The sequence below is a fragment of the Pantoea sp. SGAir0180 genome, from assembly GCF_043546245.1.
In genome coordinates, this window is sequence record NZ_CP028071.1 from 1,507,021 (window position 1) to 1,523,435 (window position 16,415).

16 protein-coding genes are annotated in these 16,415 nt (G+C 52.4%); 13 read left to right on the forward strand and 3 right to left on the reverse strand.

Annotation, left to right across the window (positions count from 1 at the left end; genetic code table 11):
- The first annotated feature begins 79 nt into the window (after window positions 1–79).
- Window positions 80–1,126: a protease SohB gene (gene sohB / locus C1N58_RS07070; protein ID WP_205950396.1), complete on the forward strand. Its 1,047-nt coding sequence runs from the start codon at window positions 80–82 to the stop codon at window positions 1,124–1,126.
- A 28-nt stretch (window positions 1,127–1,154) separates the two neighbouring features.
- On the opposite strand, the gene C1N58_RS07075 is transcribed toward sohB, so the two are convergent.
- Window positions 1,155–1,403 (reverse strand): DUF2498 family protein, encoded by a 249-nt coding sequence (locus C1N58_RS07075; protein WP_033741829.1) that lies wholly within the window; start codon window positions 1,401–1,403, stop codon window positions 1,155–1,157.
- Window positions 1,404–1,774: 371 nt separating this feature from the next.
- On the opposite strand from C1N58_RS07075, the gene topA reads away from it, so the two are divergent.
- From topA to acnA, 5 genes are all read left to right on the forward strand, one after another.
- A complete protein-coding gene (gene topA, locus C1N58_RS07080) occupies window positions 1,775–4,372 on the forward strand; it encodes a type I DNA topoisomerase (RefSeq protein ID WP_185199391.1) in 2,598 nt (865 codons plus the stop codon).
- Between the two features lie 189 nt (window positions 4,373–4,561).
- Entirely contained in the window at window positions 4,562–5,536 is a 975-nt protein-coding gene (cysB, locus tag C1N58_RS07085; protein ID WP_033741825.1) for an HTH-type transcriptional regulator CysB, read from the forward strand.
- 495 nt (window positions 5,537–6,031) lie between these two features.
- Entirely contained in the window at window positions 6,032–6,190 is a 159-nt protein-coding gene (locus C1N58_RS07090) for a YmiA family putative membrane protein (protein ID WP_006119333.1), read from the forward strand.
- Between the two features lie 3 nt (window positions 6,191–6,193).
- On the forward strand, window positions 6,194–6,373 hold the full coding sequence (locus tag C1N58_RS07095) for a hypothetical protein (protein WP_033741823.1): 180 nt from the start codon (window positions 6,194–6,196) through the stop codon (window positions 6,371–6,373).
- 402 nt (window positions 6,374–6,775) lie between these two features.
- On the forward strand, window positions 6,776–9,457 hold the full coding sequence (gene acnA, locus C1N58_RS07100) for an aconitate hydratase AcnA (RefSeq protein ID WP_283786525.1): 2,682 nt from the start codon (window positions 6,776–6,778) through the stop codon (window positions 9,455–9,457).
- A gap of 33 nt (window positions 9,458–9,490) precedes the next feature.
- On the opposite strand, the gene ribA is transcribed toward acnA, so the two are convergent.
- Entirely contained in the window at window positions 9,491–10,084 is a 594-nt protein-coding gene (gene ribA, locus C1N58_RS07105; RefSeq protein ID WP_006119329.1) for a GTP cyclohydrolase II, read from the reverse strand.
- 229 nt (window positions 10,085–10,313) lie between these two features.
- Here ribA and pgpB point away from each other — a divergent pair, with 229 nt between their 5' ends.
- The 5 genes from pgpB to yciH all read left to right on the forward strand — a co-directional run bounded on the left by pgpB (window position 10,314) and on the right by yciH (window position 13,934).
- Window positions 10,314–11,078 carry a phosphatidylglycerophosphatase B gene (gene pgpB / locus C1N58_RS07110; protein WP_054687706.1) on the forward strand — a complete coding sequence of 255 codons (765 nt, stop codon included), beginning with the start codon at window positions 10,314–10,316 and terminating at the stop codon, window positions 11,076–11,078.
- Between the two features lie 128 nt (window positions 11,079–11,206).
- Entirely contained in the window at window positions 11,207–11,518 is a 312-nt protein-coding gene (locus C1N58_RS07115; RefSeq protein WP_033741817.1) for a LapA family protein, read from the forward strand.
- A 6-nt stretch (window positions 11,519–11,524) separates the two neighbouring features.
- On the forward strand, window positions 11,525–12,694 hold the full coding sequence (gene lapB / locus C1N58_RS07120) for a lipopolysaccharide assembly protein LapB (RefSeq protein ID WP_006119326.1): 1,170 nt from the start codon (window positions 11,525–11,527) through the stop codon (window positions 12,692–12,694).
- Between the two features lie 206 nt (window positions 12,695–12,900).
- A complete protein-coding gene (pyrF, locus tag C1N58_RS07125) occupies window positions 12,901–13,614 on the forward strand; it encodes an orotidine-5'-phosphate decarboxylase (protein WP_394550672.1) in 714 nt (237 codons plus the stop codon).
- The gene (gene yciH / locus C1N58_RS07130; protein WP_054687708.1) at window positions 13,611–13,934 is read left to right on the forward strand and encodes a stress response translation initiation inhibitor YciH; all 324 of its coding nucleotides are present in this window, start codon (window positions 13,611–13,613) and stop codon (window positions 13,932–13,934) included. Before pyrF ends, yciH begins: the two co-directional genes overlap by 4 nt.
- An 80-nt stretch (window positions 13,935–14,014) precedes the next feature.
- Here yciH and osmB read toward each other — a convergent pair whose 3' ends face one another.
- Complete coding sequence (gene osmB / locus C1N58_RS07135) at window positions 14,015–14,230, reverse strand: osmotically-inducible lipoprotein OsmB (RefSeq protein WP_006119323.1); 216 nt, start codon at window positions 14,228–14,230, stop codon at window positions 14,015–14,017.
- Between the two features lie 344 nt (window positions 14,231–14,574).
- Between osmB and araD the strand changes: the two genes are divergently transcribed.
- Both araD and C1N58_RS07145 read left to right on the forward strand, forming a co-directional pair.
- Window positions 14,575–15,273 (forward strand): L-ribulose-5-phosphate 4-epimerase, encoded by a 699-nt coding sequence (gene araD / locus C1N58_RS07140; protein ID WP_054687709.1) that lies wholly within the window; start codon window positions 14,575–14,577, stop codon window positions 15,271–15,273.
- A 269-nt stretch (window positions 15,274–15,542) separates the two neighbouring features.
- Window positions 15,543–16,409, forward strand: coding sequence for a crotonase/enoyl-CoA hydratase family protein (locus C1N58_RS07145; RefSeq protein ID WP_033741810.1), 867 nt, complete (start codon window positions 15,543–15,545; stop codon window positions 16,407–16,409).
- Window positions 16,410–16,415: the final 6 nt, after the last annotated feature.

Genomic DNA, 16,415 nt, shown 5'->3' on the forward strand with positions numbered 1-16,415 from the left:
GGCATTTCAGGCGACGCAGTAGCATAAACCCGTTAAACTAGGCGTTTGTCAGTAATCCTCTGTTTAATAAGGCGACACGATGGATCTTCTTTTGAGTTATGGATTGTTTTTAGCAAAAGCGGTGACGGTGGTCGTTGCCATTGCTGCCATCGTCATGATTGTTGTACATGCCGCTCAGCGTAAACGTCACCCGGGCGGACAACTGCGATTAACGCGGTTAGATGACGATTACAACAAGATGAAAGAGGCGTTGCAGCTTGAGAAAATGAAACCGCAGGCGCAAAAACTGTGGTTAAAAAACCATAAAAAGGCCGAAAAACAGAAGGCGAAAGCAGAGAAGCGCGACGCGAAGCAGGGCAATGTCGACACCGTTAAACCCACGTTGTACGTGCTTAATTTCAATGGCAGCATCGATGCCAGTGAAGTGAAATCGCTACGCGAAGAAATTTCAGCCATTCTGGCGGTTGCCCAGCCGGGCGATGAAGTATTACTGCGTCTGGAAAGCCCGGGCGGCATGGTTCACGGTTATGGCCTGGCGGCGTCACAATTGCAGCGCCTGCGTGATGCCGGGTTGAAGCTGACAGCGGCCGTGGACAAAGTGGCGGCGAGCGGCGGCTATATGATGGCCTGTGTGGCCAATACCATCGTGGCCGCGCCTTTTGCCGTCATCGGTTCCATCGGGGTTGTCGCGCAAATCCCTAACTTCAACCGTCTGTTGAAACGTAATGACATTGACGTTGAGTTACACACGGCGGGTCAGTACAAACGTACGCTGACGCTGTTTGGTGAAAACACCGAAGAAGGACGTGAAAAATTCCAGCAGGATTTGAACGAAACCCACCTGTTGTTTAAACAGTTTGTTCATGAAATGCGTCCTTCCCTCGACATTGACCGGGTGGCAACCGGCGAACACTGGTATGGCCGGCAGGCGCTTGGACTGGGCCTGATCGATCGTATTTCGACCAGTGACGATCTCATTATCGCGAATATGGCGAAATTCACGGTACTGGGCGTGACGTATGTACGACGTCGTTCAAAAATCGATCGCCTGACGCAAAGCGCAGGGCAGGTGCTTGAGCGCATTATGCTCAAATGGTGGCAGCGCAGCGACAAACGGTTTTTGTGATGCATCGACCCGGCTCAGGCCGGGTTTTTTATACCAGGTGATAACGGGGTGACAGCAGAACGGCCAGGTGTTTGAACAGGTTGAACACCGCCGTGGTTTTTGCGGTCGGCAGGCCTTCCGCGTCCAAAAAGTACGGCCCTTTAAACACCAGCACATCGCCCTGCTGGCTGACGGCAGTAGCTTCAATACCGGCGATAAAATCATCATGTTCCCTGAGCATCGCGTTAGCGATATCTAACAGTGCCTGGGACGACACTCCCTCAGTCAGATTCTGCATATGTCTGTGCCTTTTTGACAGTCTGATAATTCTTTCTATATTACTTCCGTACTGCACTGTTCGACAAATCGTGGGCAGGGGTAAAAAAAGGGCTTTCCTCACACCAGATGCTAATTAAGTTGCGTAACAGATTTTATCAGGTACAGTGTGGGCGTTTCAGATTCCAGGGATATTGCACCGGGAAGTGCGATTAAGTCAGGCAGAAAAAGCGATTTTTATCATAAAGTTGCACTGTAAAGAATCGACTGACCAGAGATTGAGCCCCACGTCTTGAAATACCAAACAGGCGTAGCAATATTGAACCCGATGGGTTTTCAGGGCGTCCAATCCTCTCCCGTTGAGCAGGATGTATTCATTAGGTAAAGGTAAATATGGGTAAAGCACTCGTTATTGTTGAGTCCCCGGCAAAGGCTAAAACAATCAATAAATACCTCGGCAGTGGCTACGTGGTGAAATCCAGCGTGGGCCATATCCGGGATCTGCCGACCAGTGGTTCAACCGCCAAAAAAAGTGCTGAAACCCCGACAGATAAGAAAGCCAAAAAAGTTAAGAAGGATGAGAAAGCCGCGCTGGTCAGTCGTATGGGCGTTGATCCCTATCACGGCTGGGAAGCGGATTATCAAATCCTGCCCAATAAAGAGAAAGTGGTAGCGGAACTCAAAGCTTTAGCCGAGAACGCCGACCATATCTATCTCGCAACCGACCTTGACCGCGAAGGGGAAGCCATTGCGTGGCACCTGCGGGAAGTGATCGGGGGTGACGATAAGCGCTTTAGCCGTGTGGTGTTCAATGAGATCACCAAAAATGCGATTCGCCAGGCGTTTGAAACGCCGGGCGAACTCAACATTGACCGCGTCAATGCACAGCAGGCACGCCGCTTTATGGACCGTGTCGTGGGATACATGGTATCCCCGTTATTATGGAAAAAAATCGCGCGAGGCCTGTCTGCCGGCCGCGTGCAGTCTGTTGCTGTCCGGTTAGTGGTTGAGCGTGAGCGTGAAATCAAAGCTTTTGTGCCCGAAGAGTACTGGGAACTGAGCGCTAACCTGACCACGCCGAAGGGCGATGAGCTGACGATGGACGTCACTCATGCGGGCGATAAACCGTTCCGTCCGGTCAATCACGACCAGACGCACGCCGCGCTGGCTCTGCTGGAGAAAGCGCGCTTTGCGGTCACGGACCGTGAAGACAAGCCAACCAGCAGCAAACCCGGCGCGCCGTTTATTACCTCCACGTTGCAGCAGGCGGCGAGTACCCGGCTGGGCTTTGGCGTGAAAAAGACCATGATGATGGCGCAGCGCCTGTATGAAGCGGGCCATATCACCTATATGCGTACCGATTCCACGAACCTGAGCCAGGATGCGGTTTCGATGGTGCGCGGCTACATTGAAGGCCATTTTGGTAAAAAGTACCTGCCCGATGCGGCGAATACCTTCGCCAGCAAAGAGAATTCGCAGGAAGCGCATGAAGCCATCCGTCCATCAGATGTGGAAGTGCTGGCCGAGCAGCTCAAAGATATGGAAGCGGATGCGCAGAAACTGTATCAGCTTATCTGGCGTCAGTTTGTCGCCTGTCAGATGACACCGGCACAGTACGATTCGACCACGCTGACAGTCACGGCAGGGGATTACAAACTGAAGGCCAAAGGGCGTACGCTGCGCTTTGACGGCTGGACCAAAGTCATGCCTGCGCTGCGTAAGAATGATGAGGATCGTACTTTACCGCCGGTTAACGTTGGCGATGAGCTGAGCCTGCAGGACCTGTTACCCAGCCAGCACTTTACCAAGCCACCGGCCCGCTTTAGTGAAGCTTCACTGGTCCGTGAGCTGGAAAAACGCGGTATCGGCCGTCCTTCGACCTATGCGGCCATCATTTCCACTATCCAGGATCGTGGCTACGTCAGGGTGGAAAACCGCCGCTTTTACGCTGAAAAAATGGGCGAAATTGTCACCGATCGTCTGGAAGAGAACTTCCGCGAGCTGATGAATTACGACTTTACCGCTCACATGGAAAACAGCCTCGACCAGGTCGCCAACAATCAGGCGGAGTGGAAGACGGTTCTGGATCGCTTCTTCTCCGATTTCAGCCAGCAGCTGGAACAGGCTGAGAAAGATCCGGAAGAAGGCGGAATGCAGCCGAATCAGATGGTCCTGACCTCCATCGACTGCCCAACCTGCGGCCGTAAAATGGGGATTCGGACAGCCAGCACCGGTGTTTTCCTGGGGTGTTCAGGCTATGCGTTACCGCCGAAAGAGCGTTGCAAGCAAACCATCAACCTGATTCCGGAAAATGAAGTTCTGAATATTCTGGAAGGGGACGATGCCGAAACCAACGCGCTGCGTGCCCGTCGTCGTTGCCAGAAATGTGGCACAGCGATGGACAGCTATCTGATTGATAACGGACGCAAGCTGCACGTTTGCGGTAACAACCCTGAGTGCGATGGTTATGAAATCGAAGAAGGGGAGTTTCGTATCAAGGGCTACGATGGTCCGGTCGTCGAGTGCGAAAAATGTGGTTCTGAAATGCACCTGAAAATGGGGCGTTTCGGTAAGTACATGGCCTGTACCAATGATGACTGTAAGAACACCCGTAAGATTTTGCGTAATGGCGATGTCGCCCCGCCGAAAGAAGATCCCGTGCCGCTGCCCGAACTGCCGTGTGAAAAATCGGATGCGTATTTTGTGTTGCGTGACGGTGCTGCCGGTGTGTTCCTGGCCGCCAATACCTTCCCCAAATCGCGTGAAACCCGCGCACCGTTGGTGGAAGAGCTGCAGCGTTTCCACGACCGTTTACCTGAGAAGTTGAAATATCTGGCCGAAGCGCCAGCAACCGATCCGGAAGGCAACAAGACGCTGGTGCGCTTTAGCCGTAAAACGAAACAGCAGTATGTGGCGTCTGAAAAAGACGGCAAAGCGACAGGCTGGTCAGCGTTTTACATTGACGGCAAGTGGCAGGAAGCGAAAAAGTAACCCTGTAAGGCCAGCATTGCTGGCCTTTTTTCCCCGCCTTATATCATTCCGTTCTACATTGATACTTAAAATGCTATAGTGGTTATAGCATTTCCGATCCCTTCTTTCTGCTCAGCACCTTTCACCCGCCTGGGCGACAGTACGCCACCCGGGGATGCGACTCTGTAACCGACCAGGATAACAACAGATATGAAATTACAGCAGTTGCGCTATATCGTAGAAGTCGTGAACCACAACCTGAATGTTTCATCGACAGCAGAAGGGCTTTACACCTCGCAGCCGGGCATCAGTAAGCAGGTCCGTATGCTGGAGGATGAGCTTGGGGTGCAGATTTTCGCCCGCAGCGGTAAGCACCTGACGCAGGTTACGCCCGCCGGTGAAGAAATCATTCGCATTGCGCGCGAAGTGCTCTCCAAAGTAGATGCCATAAAATCTGTCGCAGGTGAACATACCTGGCCGGATAAAGGCTCGTTATATGTTGCCACTACGCACACTCAGGCGCGCTATGCGCTGCCCGGCGTGATTAAGGGCTTTATCGAACGTTATCCACGTGTCTCGCTGCATATGCATCAGGGTTCACCAACGCAGATTGCCGAGGCGGTTTCTAAAGGCAACGCAGACTTTGCAATTGCCACGGAAGCGCTCCACCTCTACGACGATCTCATTATGCTACCGTGCTATCACTGGAACCGCGCTATCGTGGTCACGCCAGACCATCCGCTGGCGGGAAAAGGGCAGGTCACGATAGAGGAGCTGGCCGATTTTCCGCTGGTAACCTATACCTTCGGCTTCACCGGACGCTCCGAGCTGGATACCGCCTTTATGCGCGCGGGGTTGACGCCACGTATCGTCTTTACCGCAACGGATGCCGACGTCATTAAAACGTATGTTCGCCTGGGGCTGGGCGTAGGGGTGATTGCGAGTATGGCGGTTGATCCCGTTGCTGATCCTGACCTCGTCAGAATTGAAGCCTCTGAAATCTTCACCAACAGTACGACGAAGATTGGTTTCCGCCGCAGCACCTTCCTGCGCAGTTATATGTATGACTTCATCCAGCGCTTCGCTCCTCATCTGACGCGCGATGTCGTGGATACGGCTGTAGCGTTGCGTTCCAACGAGGACATTGAGGCCATGTTTAAAGATATCAAGCTGCCGTTTAAGTAACGGTTATCTGTCGTCGCGTATTCTCAGGCTGCTTAGTGCAGCCTTTTTTATGCAAGAATGTTAGCGCCATGTTTATATTGAGAAGTTTCATTATCTTTTTGTAAATGTAACGTCGATCACATGTTTAAAGCTTGCTGTATCTTAAATGCGAAATACGACACATTTTTGACGCGATTTCTTTGCGGGCTGCCAGGATTATTCCCATACTCCAGTTAACGCTTGATGGAGAAGCTTTTATTTAGGGGTTAGTTAACACGGTCTTTAGTAATGACTGGATCTGAAGTTAAATTAACTCAAATTTTTGTCAGGCGGATTTTAATAGTATGGGTAATAAGTCATTAATCGTTACTTAAGTAATTTTACAGTTTTGATAAATTGCGTTAATCGTTTTGTGCAATAAAAATGACTGGATTTTTGGCCTTAACGGGTTTAGGATTCCTCCTAAATCTTAATCGATGTTATCAATCGTTTTATTGAGAGTGATTATCAAAAACTATGGCTACGAGACTGACTGTTGATCCGGGCTTCCCGGCTAAAAGCACCAAGGTTAAGCGTACAGGTAACACTCGTCGCAATGCCTGGTTAACTGTGTTCGCTGCCTCAGCGCTGTTCTGGGTGGTTGTAGCATTAATGATTTGGCGCATCTGGGGTTAAGCCATGTGGGCAAACGCACTCTGCCATAAGCACACCATGACGACTCGTCAGCATCGTCTCTCTGGCTATAAAGCGAAAGAGCCGGTTGCAAAGGCGGAAAAAGTGACTATCCCCGAAAGTTGGGATCTCAACGAGCATCAGCGTAATTTCATCGAGTCCTTTCTGGACCCGAAAACAAAATAATTTTACATCACGTTTTTCTTTCGACATTTCTTCTGTCTTTCAGGCTTACTTAATTAAGCGCTCTTCACACGTTGCATAAATGATGTCATCCCTTATCAGGATGCGAGTACGGCTTTTATTGCCCTTTCTACGCAGGAGTATTGCTATGAATATGATTAAAATGACCTGGTTTAGTGCTTATGCGTTCTCATTTACCGTGTGGATGGCAGCGCTCTGGGCAGCGCTATAATTTAAACGTGTCTCTTTCTCAATAATGCCTCGCAACATTGCGGGGCATTTTTGTTTGCGTCCGATTGTAGCAATCTGTGTTGTAATCAAAACGTTAACAAAAAAGTGGTCTATCTTTATACTAAACCTTGTTGTCTCTGAGGTTTAAAGACCATGTATTATAAAGGAGGAGCTATGTCGTCATCCCTACGCGAGCAGAGTCAGGAAACACTGCAGGTAGATAATCACAACTATCACATCTTCAGTCTACCTCGCGCTTCACAACATCTCGGTAACATTGATCGGTTGCCTAAATCCCTCAAAGTGCTGTTAGAAAACCTGTTGCGCTGGCAGGATGGCGATTCAGTCACTGAGGAAGATATCCAGGCGCTGGTTGACTGGCAAAAAACCGGCCACGCCGACAGGGAAATTGCTTACCGCCCGGCCCGTGTTTTAATGCAGGATTTCACCGGCGTACCCGCCGTTGTTGATTTAGCCGCGATGCGCGAAGCGGTGAACCGACTGGGCGGAGACGTGAATAAAGTCAACCCACTGTCCCCGGTCGATCTGGTCATTGACCACTCCGTCACCGTTGACCATTTTGGCGACGACGATGCCTTTGAAGAGAACGTGCGGCTGGAGATGGAACGCAACCATGAGCGTTACGTCTTCCTGCGCTGGGGCCAGAAAGCCTTTGACCAGTTCCGGGTGGTGCCACCGGGGACCGGGATCTGTCACCAGGTAAACCTTGAATACCTGGGGAAAGCAATCTGGCAGCAGCAGATAAACGGCGAAACCTATGCCTGGCCGGACACCTTAGTCGGGACGGATTCTCATACCACGATGATCAATGCGCTTGGCGTGCTGGGATGGGGCGTCGGCGGGATTGAAGCCGAAGCGGCGATGCTGGGGCAACCGGTGTCTATGCTGATCCCGGATGTCGTGGGCTTCAAACTCACTGGCAAACTGCGGCCGGGCATTACCGCGACCGATCTGGTGCTAACGGTGACGCAAATGTTGCGTAAGCACGGCGTGGTGGGCAAATTTGTGGAATTCTATGGTGATGGCCTGGCCGATCTGCCGCTGGCGGATCGCGCAACCATCGCCAATATGGCACCGGAATACGGCGCCACCTGCGGTTTCTTCCCTGTCGATGAAGTGACACTGAGCTATATGACCTTAACCGGACGCGATGCCGAACAGGTTGCGCTGGTAGAACATTATGCTAAACGCCAGGGAATGTGGCGTAATGCGGGCGATGAACCTGTCTTCACCAGCAGCCTTGCGCTGGACATGAATGATGTTGAATCAAGTCTGGCCGGACCAAAACGCCCACAGGATCGCGTTTCCCTGGGCGATGTCCCGGCGGCGTTCGACGCCAGCAATGAACTGGAAGTCAACCACGCGCAGAAACCTCATAAAGAAGTCACCTACACGGACAGCGATACCGGACTTTCCCATACCCTGACCGACGGCGCGGTGGCCATTGCGGCGATTACCTCGTGTACAAACACCTCAAACCCAAGTGTCCTGATGGCCGCAGGCTTACTGGCGAAAAAGGCGGTAGAGCGGGGCCTGAAACGCCAGCCGTGGGTCAAGGCATCGCTTGCTCCGGGCTCTAAAGTGGTTTCCGACTATCTGGCCGTCGCACAACTGACGCCGTTCCTCGATAAACTGGGCTTTAATCTGGTCGGCTATGGCTGTACAACCTGTATCGGTAACTCCGGCCCGCTGCCGGATACGATCGAATCGGCGATTAAAGAGGGCGACCTCACTGTGGGGGCCGTGCTGTCGGGTAACCGTAATTTCGAAGGCCGTATTCATCCGCTGATTAAAACCAACTGGCTGGCTTCACCGCCGCTGGTGGTGGCCTATGCGCTCGCGGGGAATATGAAGATCAACCTGCAAACTGATCCGCTCGGACAGGATCGGGATGGCAAGCCGGTCTTTTTGAAAGATATCTGGCCTTCGCCTGAAGAAATCGCGACAGCGGTACAGCAGGTTACCAGCGATATGTACCACAAAGAGTATGCGGAAGTCTTTGACGGTACGCCCGAATGGCAGGCCATCAAAGTCAGCGAAGCCGCGACCTATGACTGGGACGAAGGATCAACCTATATCCGTCTGTCACCGTTCTTTGATGACATGGAAAAAACGCCCAAACCGGTCGAAGACATTCGTGGCGCGCGTTTGCTGGCTATTCTGGGGGATTCGGTCACAACAGACCATATTTCACCGGCAGGTAGCATCAAAGCAGAAAGCCCGGCAGGGCGCTATCTGTTGGCGCATGGTGTCGAGCGCAATGACTTCAACTCCTATGGCTCGCGTCGTGGTAACCACGAAGTCATGATGCGCGGAACCTTTGCCAACATTCGTATACGCAATGAAATGGTGCCGGGCGTTGAGGGTGGCTATACCAAACATTATCCGAGTGGTGAACAACTGGCCATTTACGATGCCGCGATGAAATATCAGGCCGAAGGCGTGCCGCTGGCCGTCATTGCCGGTAAAGAGTACGGGTCAGGTTCGAGTCGTGACTGGGCAGCGAAGGGACCGCGTCTGCAGGGCGTTCGCGTGGTGATCGCCGAATCGTTCGAACGTATCCACCGCTCTAACCTGATCGGTATGGGGATCTTACCGCTGGAATTCCCGCAGGGCGTAACGCGTAAAACATTAGGACTGAAAGGGGATGAGTCGGTTGACGTTGAGAACCTGTCACAACTCACGCCGGGCTGCACCGTGCCAGTGACAATCACGCGTGCCGATGGCAGCAAAGAGAAGCTGGATACCCGCTGTCGCATTGATACCGGTAATGAGCTGACCTATTACCGCAACGACGGTATTCTGCATTATGTGATTCGAAATATGCTCAACTGATACGAAAAAGCCGGGGAAACCCGGCTTTTTTATTCACTGCTTCGGCAACAGATGGCCCATTTTTTCGGCTTTGGTATCGAGATAGTGCGCATTTTTGGGATTCCGTCCCACCACCAACGGCACACGTTCAACGATGTTAATACCGGCTTCGCTCAGGATTTCAACCTTCCGCGGATTATTTGTAAGCAGGCGAACCTCGTTCACCCCAAGGAGCTTAAACATATCTGCGCAGAGCGTGAAGTCACGCTCATCAGCGGCAAAACCGAGCTGATGGTTAGCTTCAACCGTGTCATACCCTTTGTCCTGCAAAGCGTAAGCGCGAATTTTATTCAGCAGACCGATATTGCGGCCTTCCTGGCGGTGATAAAGCAATACACCACGTCCTTCTTCGGCAATGGCATTCAGCGCAGCTTCAAGTTGAAAGCCGCAATCGCAACGCAGGCTGAACAGCGCATCACCGGTAAGACATTCCGAATGAACGCGCGCCAGGACCGGTTCGTTATCATTGATATCGCCAAAGACCAGAGCAACGTGGTCGTGACCGGTTGCCAGTTCTTCAAAACCTACCATCAGGAAATCTCCCCATGGCGTTGGCAGTTTGGCTTCTGCCACCCGTTTAAGCTGCATGTGACTCTCCAGAACCATCAGAGGATGCACTATCATCATGATAGTGCACAGGCCGATGTGGCCCGACAAACGTGCAATATTGTGCCACAACCGCGAGGTTGGCTGTTAATCTGTGTAAACGATTGTTGTGATAAAGCACGATTATCTAATCCGTAAAGGTTATGTTATTCTTTTTTAAGCTAAAGTTTTACCGGTATGACGGCTTTTCATCAGCAAAAAGGGAAAAGGGATGGTTAAAATTTTGCAACGTACCACAGCAGGGATGGTGTTACTGCTGATGATGCCATTAGCCGTGTGGCTGTCCGGCTGGCAATGGCGACCCGAGGAAAGTAACACGTTTCTGAGAGTCCTGTTCTGGATGACAGAAACGGTGACCCGGCCATGGGGCATACTGACCAGCCTGGTGTTAAGTGCCTGGGTATTATGGTGTCTTCGCTTTCGGCTTAAACCGGCATTGCTGCTGTTGCTGATCATGAATGTCACGATTCTGGCAGGCCAGTATACCAAATCATTCATTAAAGAGCGGGTGCAGGAACCCCGACCTTATGTGGTATGGCTGGAGAAAACGCATGGTCTGGATGACAAAACCTTCTATCAGTTAAACCGCACCCAGCGTGGTGAACGCGTTACCGCACTGATTGCGGATGAATCGCATATTCCGGGCTGGCTGAAAAAGCACTGGGCGTTTGAAACAGGGTTCGCCTTCCCGTCAGGTCATACTTTGTTCGCGGCGAGCTGGGCATTACTGGTCATTGGCCTGCTATGGCCGCGCCGGCATTATAAAACGATAGTGCTGGTCGGCGTTTGGGCGGTGGGCGTTATGGGAAGCCGCTTGTTACTGGGTATGCACTGGCCGCGCGATCTTGCCGTTGCCACCGTGCTGTCCTGGTTTTTGGTGGTCATCGCCACCTGGCTTGCCCAGCGCTTTTGTGGACCGCTGACGTTGCCCCCCGACGAGCAAAAGGAAGTGGCAGAACGTGACCAGGGATTGTAATTGCGCCGTTCAGCCTCATATCTTGCGACTGAACCGCGCAAAAGTGCTTCGCCTGATGCTGCAAGGAGCAGTATTTCTGCCGTAATTTTGGCATACTTTGATTCGACAACCTCACAACAGGATGCACTGTGAAATATTTGCTGATTTTTTTAGTGGTTTTGGTCATTTTTATCATTTCTGTGACCCTTGGCGCACACAACGACCAGGTTATCACCTTTAACTATCTGCTGGCGCAGGGCGATTTCCGTATCTCCACTTTACTGGCAACGTTGTTCGGCGTGGGCTTCCTGCTGGGCTGGGTCATTTGTGGGCTGTTCTGGCTGCGTGTTCGCGTCTCGCTGGCGAACGCCCAACGTAAAATTAAACGTCTGCAGGCTCAGGTTGATCAGAATGCGCCTGGCACAGGTGGTAAACCGTTGCCGCCAACCGTGCAGGAATAAGATTCCATGTTAGAACTGCTGTTTCTGTTACTGCCTGTTGCGGCGGCCTATGGCTGGTACATGGGACGCCGTAGTGCGCAGCAGGACAAGCAACAGGAATCCAACCGCTTGTCACGCGAATACGTGGCCGGCGTTAACTTTCTGCTGTCCAACCAACAGGATAAAGCGGTCGATCTGTTCCTTGATATGCTGAAGGAAGACAGCGGCACCGTTGAGGCGCATCTTACGCTGGGAAACCTGTTCCGCTCCCGCGGTGAAGTTGACCGTGCGATTCGAATCCATCAGTCGTTAATGGAAAGTGCCTCTCTGAGCTATGAGCAGCGTTTATTAGCTATCCAGCAACTGGGGCGCGATTACATGGCCGCGGGGCTTTATGACCGCGCAGAAGACATGTTTAAACAGCTCACCGATGAAACGGATTTCCGCATTGGTGCCCTGCAGCAGTTATTGCTTATTCATCAGGCGACCAGCGACTGGCTTCAGGCGATTGAGGTCGCTGAGCGCCTGGTGAAATTAGGCAAAGACAAGCAGAAGGGCGAGATCGCGCATTTCTACTGTGAACTGGCTTTGCAGGCGATGAGCAGCGACGATCTTGACCGCGCAATGACGCTGTTGAAAAAGGGCGAGGCGGCAGATCGCCAGAGCGCGCGAGTCTCCATTATGATGGGACGCATTCTGATGGAGAAAGGGGAGTACGGCAAAGCGGTTGAGCATCTGCAACGTGTACTGGATCAGGACAAAGAACTGGTCAGTGAAACGCTGCCGATGCTGGAGACCTGTTTTCAGCGACTTAATCAGCCCGACGCCTGGGCCGCCTTTCTCAAACGCTGCGTGGAAGAAAATACCGGCGCCGCCGCAGAACTTTATCTTTCCGCGATTCTGGAGCAAGAGCAGGGCGCGGAAGCCGCACAAAATTACATTAATCATCAGTTACAGCGTCATCCCAATATGCGCGTGTTTCATCGCCTGATGGAGTTTCACCTGCATGAGGCGGAAGACGGTCGCGCCAAAGAGAGTTTGATGGTCCTGCGCGACCTGGTCGGCGAACAAATCCGGACCAAGCCGCGCTACCGTTGCCAGAAATGTGGGTTTACTGCCCATGCGCTCTACTGGCATTGTCCTTCCTGCCGCACCTGGTCATCGGTCAAACCGATTCGGGGACTCGACGGGCAATAACTGCGCACGTGATGCGCACTGTTGCCAGTCTTTCTGGTGTCTAATTTAGTTACAACATACTATAAAGAACCTGTTCACCAGCCTGCATCAGCACCGTGCGAATATCGCCTCGCAGGATAACAGGGATTGTGATGGGAAATGCGGGCAGGTAGAATGCGTGCCGTTTGTCTAACGCGCCAGCAGGTGCCTACCGCAGAGGAAATAGCATGGCCTTATCCCCGACTTCACCCGTGTTAGTGGCGCTTGATTACCACGATTTAAACAGCGCGCTGCATTTTGTTGATCAGATAGAGCCAGGTAGCTGTCGCCTGAAAGTGGGCAAAGAAATGTTCACCTTATGTGGCCCTCAGTTGGTCAAAACGCTGCAACAACGCGGCTTTGAAATCTTCCTCGACCTGAAATTCCATGATATTCCCAATACAACGGCCCATGCTGTCGCCGCCGCCGCCGATCTTGGTGTCTGGATGGTGAATGTGCACGCCAGCGGCGGTGCGCGTATGATGAACGCCGCCCGGGAAGCGTTAGTGCCTTTTGGGCAGCAAGCGCCGTTACTGATTGCCGTCACCGTCCTGACCAGTATGAATGCAGATGACTTGCTGGGTCTGGGTATCACGCTTTCGCCGGCAGAGCAGGCCGAGCGCCTGGCAAAGCTGACCCACGAATGTGGCCTGGATGGTGTGGTTTGTTCCGCCCACGAAGCCGCCCGATTTAAACAGGTCATTGGCAGGGACTTCACGCTGGTCACGCCAGGCATCCGGCCAGCAGGCAGCGACGCCGGCGATCAGCGTCGCGTAATGACGCCGCAGCAGGCGAAGCTCGCCGGGGTGGATTATATGGTCATTGGCCGCCCGGTTACACAGTCTGCTAACCCGGCGGCGACGCTGAAAGCCATAATCAATGATCTGGAGGCGGTAAAATGAATCGTGACAACCCACTTGTATATTCCACAGATTCAGGCCGCATTGTGCAACCCGAACAGAAAGTGGAACGTCCTAAAGGGGACGGCATTGTTCGTATCCAGCGCCAGACCAGCGGCCGGAAAGGCAAGGGCGTTTGCCTGATAACTGGCGTGGACATGGATGACGGTGCACTGAATCTTCTGGCTGCCGAGCTAAAAAAGAAATGCGGTTGTGGCGGATCGGTGAAAGACGGTGTAATTGAAATTCAGGGCGACAAACGTGATTTACTTAAAAGCCTGCTGGAAGCCAAAGGTATGAAAGTAAAACTGGCGGGCGGTTAAATAAAAAACCGGGCGACTTGTGTAGCCCGGCTTATGGTGTAGATGCGCTGCGTAGCCGTTAATTATTTTAATTGCGGTTCTTAGTGAATCTGATGACCGATAATGCCACCTACTGCGGCGCCGCCGACTGTACCCAGCGCGCTGCCGTTGGTCAGTACTGAACCACCAATGGCACCCGCACCTGCACCAATCGCAGTATTGCGGTCACGCTTAGACCAGTTAGAACAGCCGCTTAACGCCACAACCAGGGTGGTCGCTAAGACCGCAACGGTCAATTTTTTCATTGTAATTGTCATAAACTTCTCCTTTATTGTGTTTGCAGAGGCAACACACTAAGTATAGCTTTGAAATTTTTTCAGGCCGCCTGTGCCGCATTATTACCGCATCCTTTTAGTATAAAAACGCGGACACCATGGACGATCTGTTTGTAGCGGCTGAAAAGCACCAGTAGCAGGTGGACCTGCCCGACGCCTGACAGAATTCTATTCATTTTGAAGGTTTTCCGAAGAGGGATAATTCTTAATTCTCAGCACAATTTTCCATTCACAGCTATTTTCCGCTGCTTTTTAGCCATTTGCTCCATAACGTTTTTTCTGCCTGCTCCGCAAAATGTTAAGACCTTATTCAGCAGGAGAAAAAAATGCTGGAACATCTGAAACAACAGGTTCTGGAAGCCAATCTCGATCTTCCTAAACATAACCTTGTTACCTTCACCTGGGGCAATGTCAGCGCCCTCGATCGTGAGCAGGGTTTGCTGGTGATTAAGCCTTCCGGCGTCAGTTACGATGTAATGAAAGTGGATGACATGGTAGTGGTGGATCTGACGAACGGAGAGGTTATCGAAGGCACAAAACGTCCTTCCTCTGACACGGCTACGCACCGGGCGCTTTATCTGGCCTGGCCCGAAGTAGGTGGAATTGTCCATACGCACTCCCGCCACGCCACCATCTGGGCGCAGGCCGGTCGTGCCATTCCGGCCTGGGGAACCACACACGCGGACGACTTCTACGGTGAAATTCCCTGTACCCGCGCCATGCGTGACGAGGAGATTCAACAGCAATACGAGTGGAATACGGGTGAAGTGATTATTGAAACCTTTGCGCAGCGTGGGCTTTCTCCCACTGCGATTCCCGCCGTGCTGGTGAATTCACATGGCCCCTTCGCGTGGGGCAAAGATGCCCATGCGGCGGTGCACAGCGCGGTGGTGCTGGAAGAGGTGGCGTATATGGGATTGTTCAGTCAGCAGCTGACGGCCGGTCTTCCCCCCATCCAGCAAACCCTGCTCGATCTGCATTACTTGCGCAAGCATGGTGAAAATGCCTGGTACGGCCAGAAATAAGTTTGAGGGCGCAGCCTGGTCTGCGTCCTGATTTGCGCGTTACGCACGCCTTACGTGGCGTGAAAGTCTCTTCAGTGCCCGTTATCGGTTGGCGCTGTTCTGCCAGCGAGTCGCGTGCTATCAAGAAATCATACTAATCAATAAAATGTCGTGCATCAGGGATCACTCTGGAATTTATCTTGTAAATCAATCTCTCATTTGGTCTGGCCTCACTCTGGATTAGGCTGATGTGGCGCAATTAGCGCATCAAAATAACAGAGGATGAGACAATGACCGTGATTAACCAACCCACATGCAGACTGTTTTCCGAAGCCGGACAAACCACGCAGTTAGTGGCTTATTACGAAGAAGGGAGACGTACCATGTGGATGATGTTACGCGCCCAACCGCGCCCCAGCTTTAATCATGAACTGATTGAAGAAATCATGAATCTCAGTTACGCGGCCCAGCGTTCTGGCTTGCCCATCGACTTCTGGGTCACCGGCTCGTTAGTGCCACAAATGTTTAATGCCGGTGGTGATTTGCGCTTCTTTGTGGAGTGTATCCGCAATAATCGCCGGGAAGCGTTGCGTGCCTATGCACGCGCCTGTGTTGACTGCATTCATTCTGCCGCGCGTGGCTTTGACACCGGAGCCGTGACGCTGGCAATGATTGAGGGCAGTGCACTGGGCGGCGGTTTTGAGGCAGCGCTGGCGCATCACTTTATCCTGGCGCAAAACAACGCCCGTATGGGTTTTCCGGAGATTGCGTTTAACCTGTTTCCGGGTATGGGCGGCTATTCATTAGTCGCCCGGCGTTCGGGCATGAAGCTGGCGGAGGAGCTGATCATCGAAGGCGAATCCCACAGCGCAGAGTGGTACGAAACGCGGGGACTGGTTGACAAAGTGTTTCAGCCAGGCGACAGCTACCGTGCCACCCGGACGTTCATTGATACCTTGCGGCCCAAACTCAATGGAGTGCGCGCTATGCTGAAGGCGCGCCAGCGCGTATTGCAGCTTTCCCGCGCCGAGTTAATGGACATCACGGAAGACTGGGTCGATTACGCCTTTTCGCTTGAAGCAAAAGATATCGCCTATATGGAGCGTTTAGTCCAGTTACAAAACCGCCACACCGCATCACTGCGTAAAGCGGGTTAGGGACTT

Excerpts from the sequence above, each read along its gene's own strand:
- sohB (WP_205950396.1), top strand. The coding sequence starts at position 80 with ATGGATCTTCTTTTGAGTTATGGATTGTTTTTAGCAAAAGCGGTGACG.
- C1N58_RS07075 (WP_033741829.1), bottom strand. The coding sequence starts at position 1,403 with ATGCAGAATCTGACTGAGGGAGTGTCGTCCCAGGCACTGTTAGATATC.
- topA (WP_185199391.1), top strand. The coding sequence starts at position 1,775 with ATGGGTAAAGCACTCGTTATTGTTGAGTCCCCGGCAAAGGCTAAAACA.
- cysB (WP_033741825.1), top strand. The coding sequence starts at position 4,562 with ATGAAATTACAGCAGTTGCGCTATATCGTAGAAGTCGTGAACCACAAC.
- C1N58_RS07090 (WP_006119333.1), top strand. The coding sequence starts at position 6,032 with ATGGCTACGAGACTGACTGTTGATCCGGGCTTCCCGGCTAAAAGCACC.
- C1N58_RS07095 (WP_033741823.1), top strand. The coding sequence starts at position 6,194 with ATGTGGGCAAACGCACTCTGCCATAAGCACACCATGACGACTCGTCAG.
- acnA (WP_283786525.1), top strand. The coding sequence starts at position 6,776 with ATGTCGTCATCCCTACGCGAGCAGAGTCAGGAAACACTGCAGGTAGAT.
- ribA (WP_006119329.1), bottom strand. The coding sequence starts at position 10,084 with ATGCAGCTTAAACGGGTGGCAGAAGCCAAACTGCCAACGCCATGGGGA.
- pgpB (WP_054687706.1), top strand. The coding sequence starts at position 10,314 with ATGGTTAAAATTTTGCAACGTACCACAGCAGGGATGGTGTTACTGCTG.
- lapB (WP_006119326.1), top strand. The coding sequence starts at position 11,525 with ATGTTAGAACTGCTGTTTCTGTTACTGCCTGTTGCGGCGGCCTATGGC.
- pyrF (WP_394550672.1), top strand. The coding sequence starts at position 12,901 with ATGGCCTTATCCCCGACTTCACCCGTGTTAGTGGCGCTTGATTACCAC.
- yciH (WP_054687708.1), top strand. The coding sequence starts at position 13,611 with ATGAATCGTGACAACCCACTTGTATATTCCACAGATTCAGGCCGCATT.
- osmB (WP_006119323.1), bottom strand. The coding sequence starts at position 14,230 with ATGACAATTACAATGAAAAAATTGACCGTTGCGGTCTTAGCGACCACC.
- araD (WP_054687709.1), top strand. The coding sequence starts at position 14,575 with ATGCTGGAACATCTGAAACAACAGGTTCTGGAAGCCAATCTCGATCTT.
- C1N58_RS07145 (WP_033741810.1), top strand. The coding sequence starts at position 15,543 with ATGACCGTGATTAACCAACCCACATGCAGACTGTTTTCCGAAGCCGGA.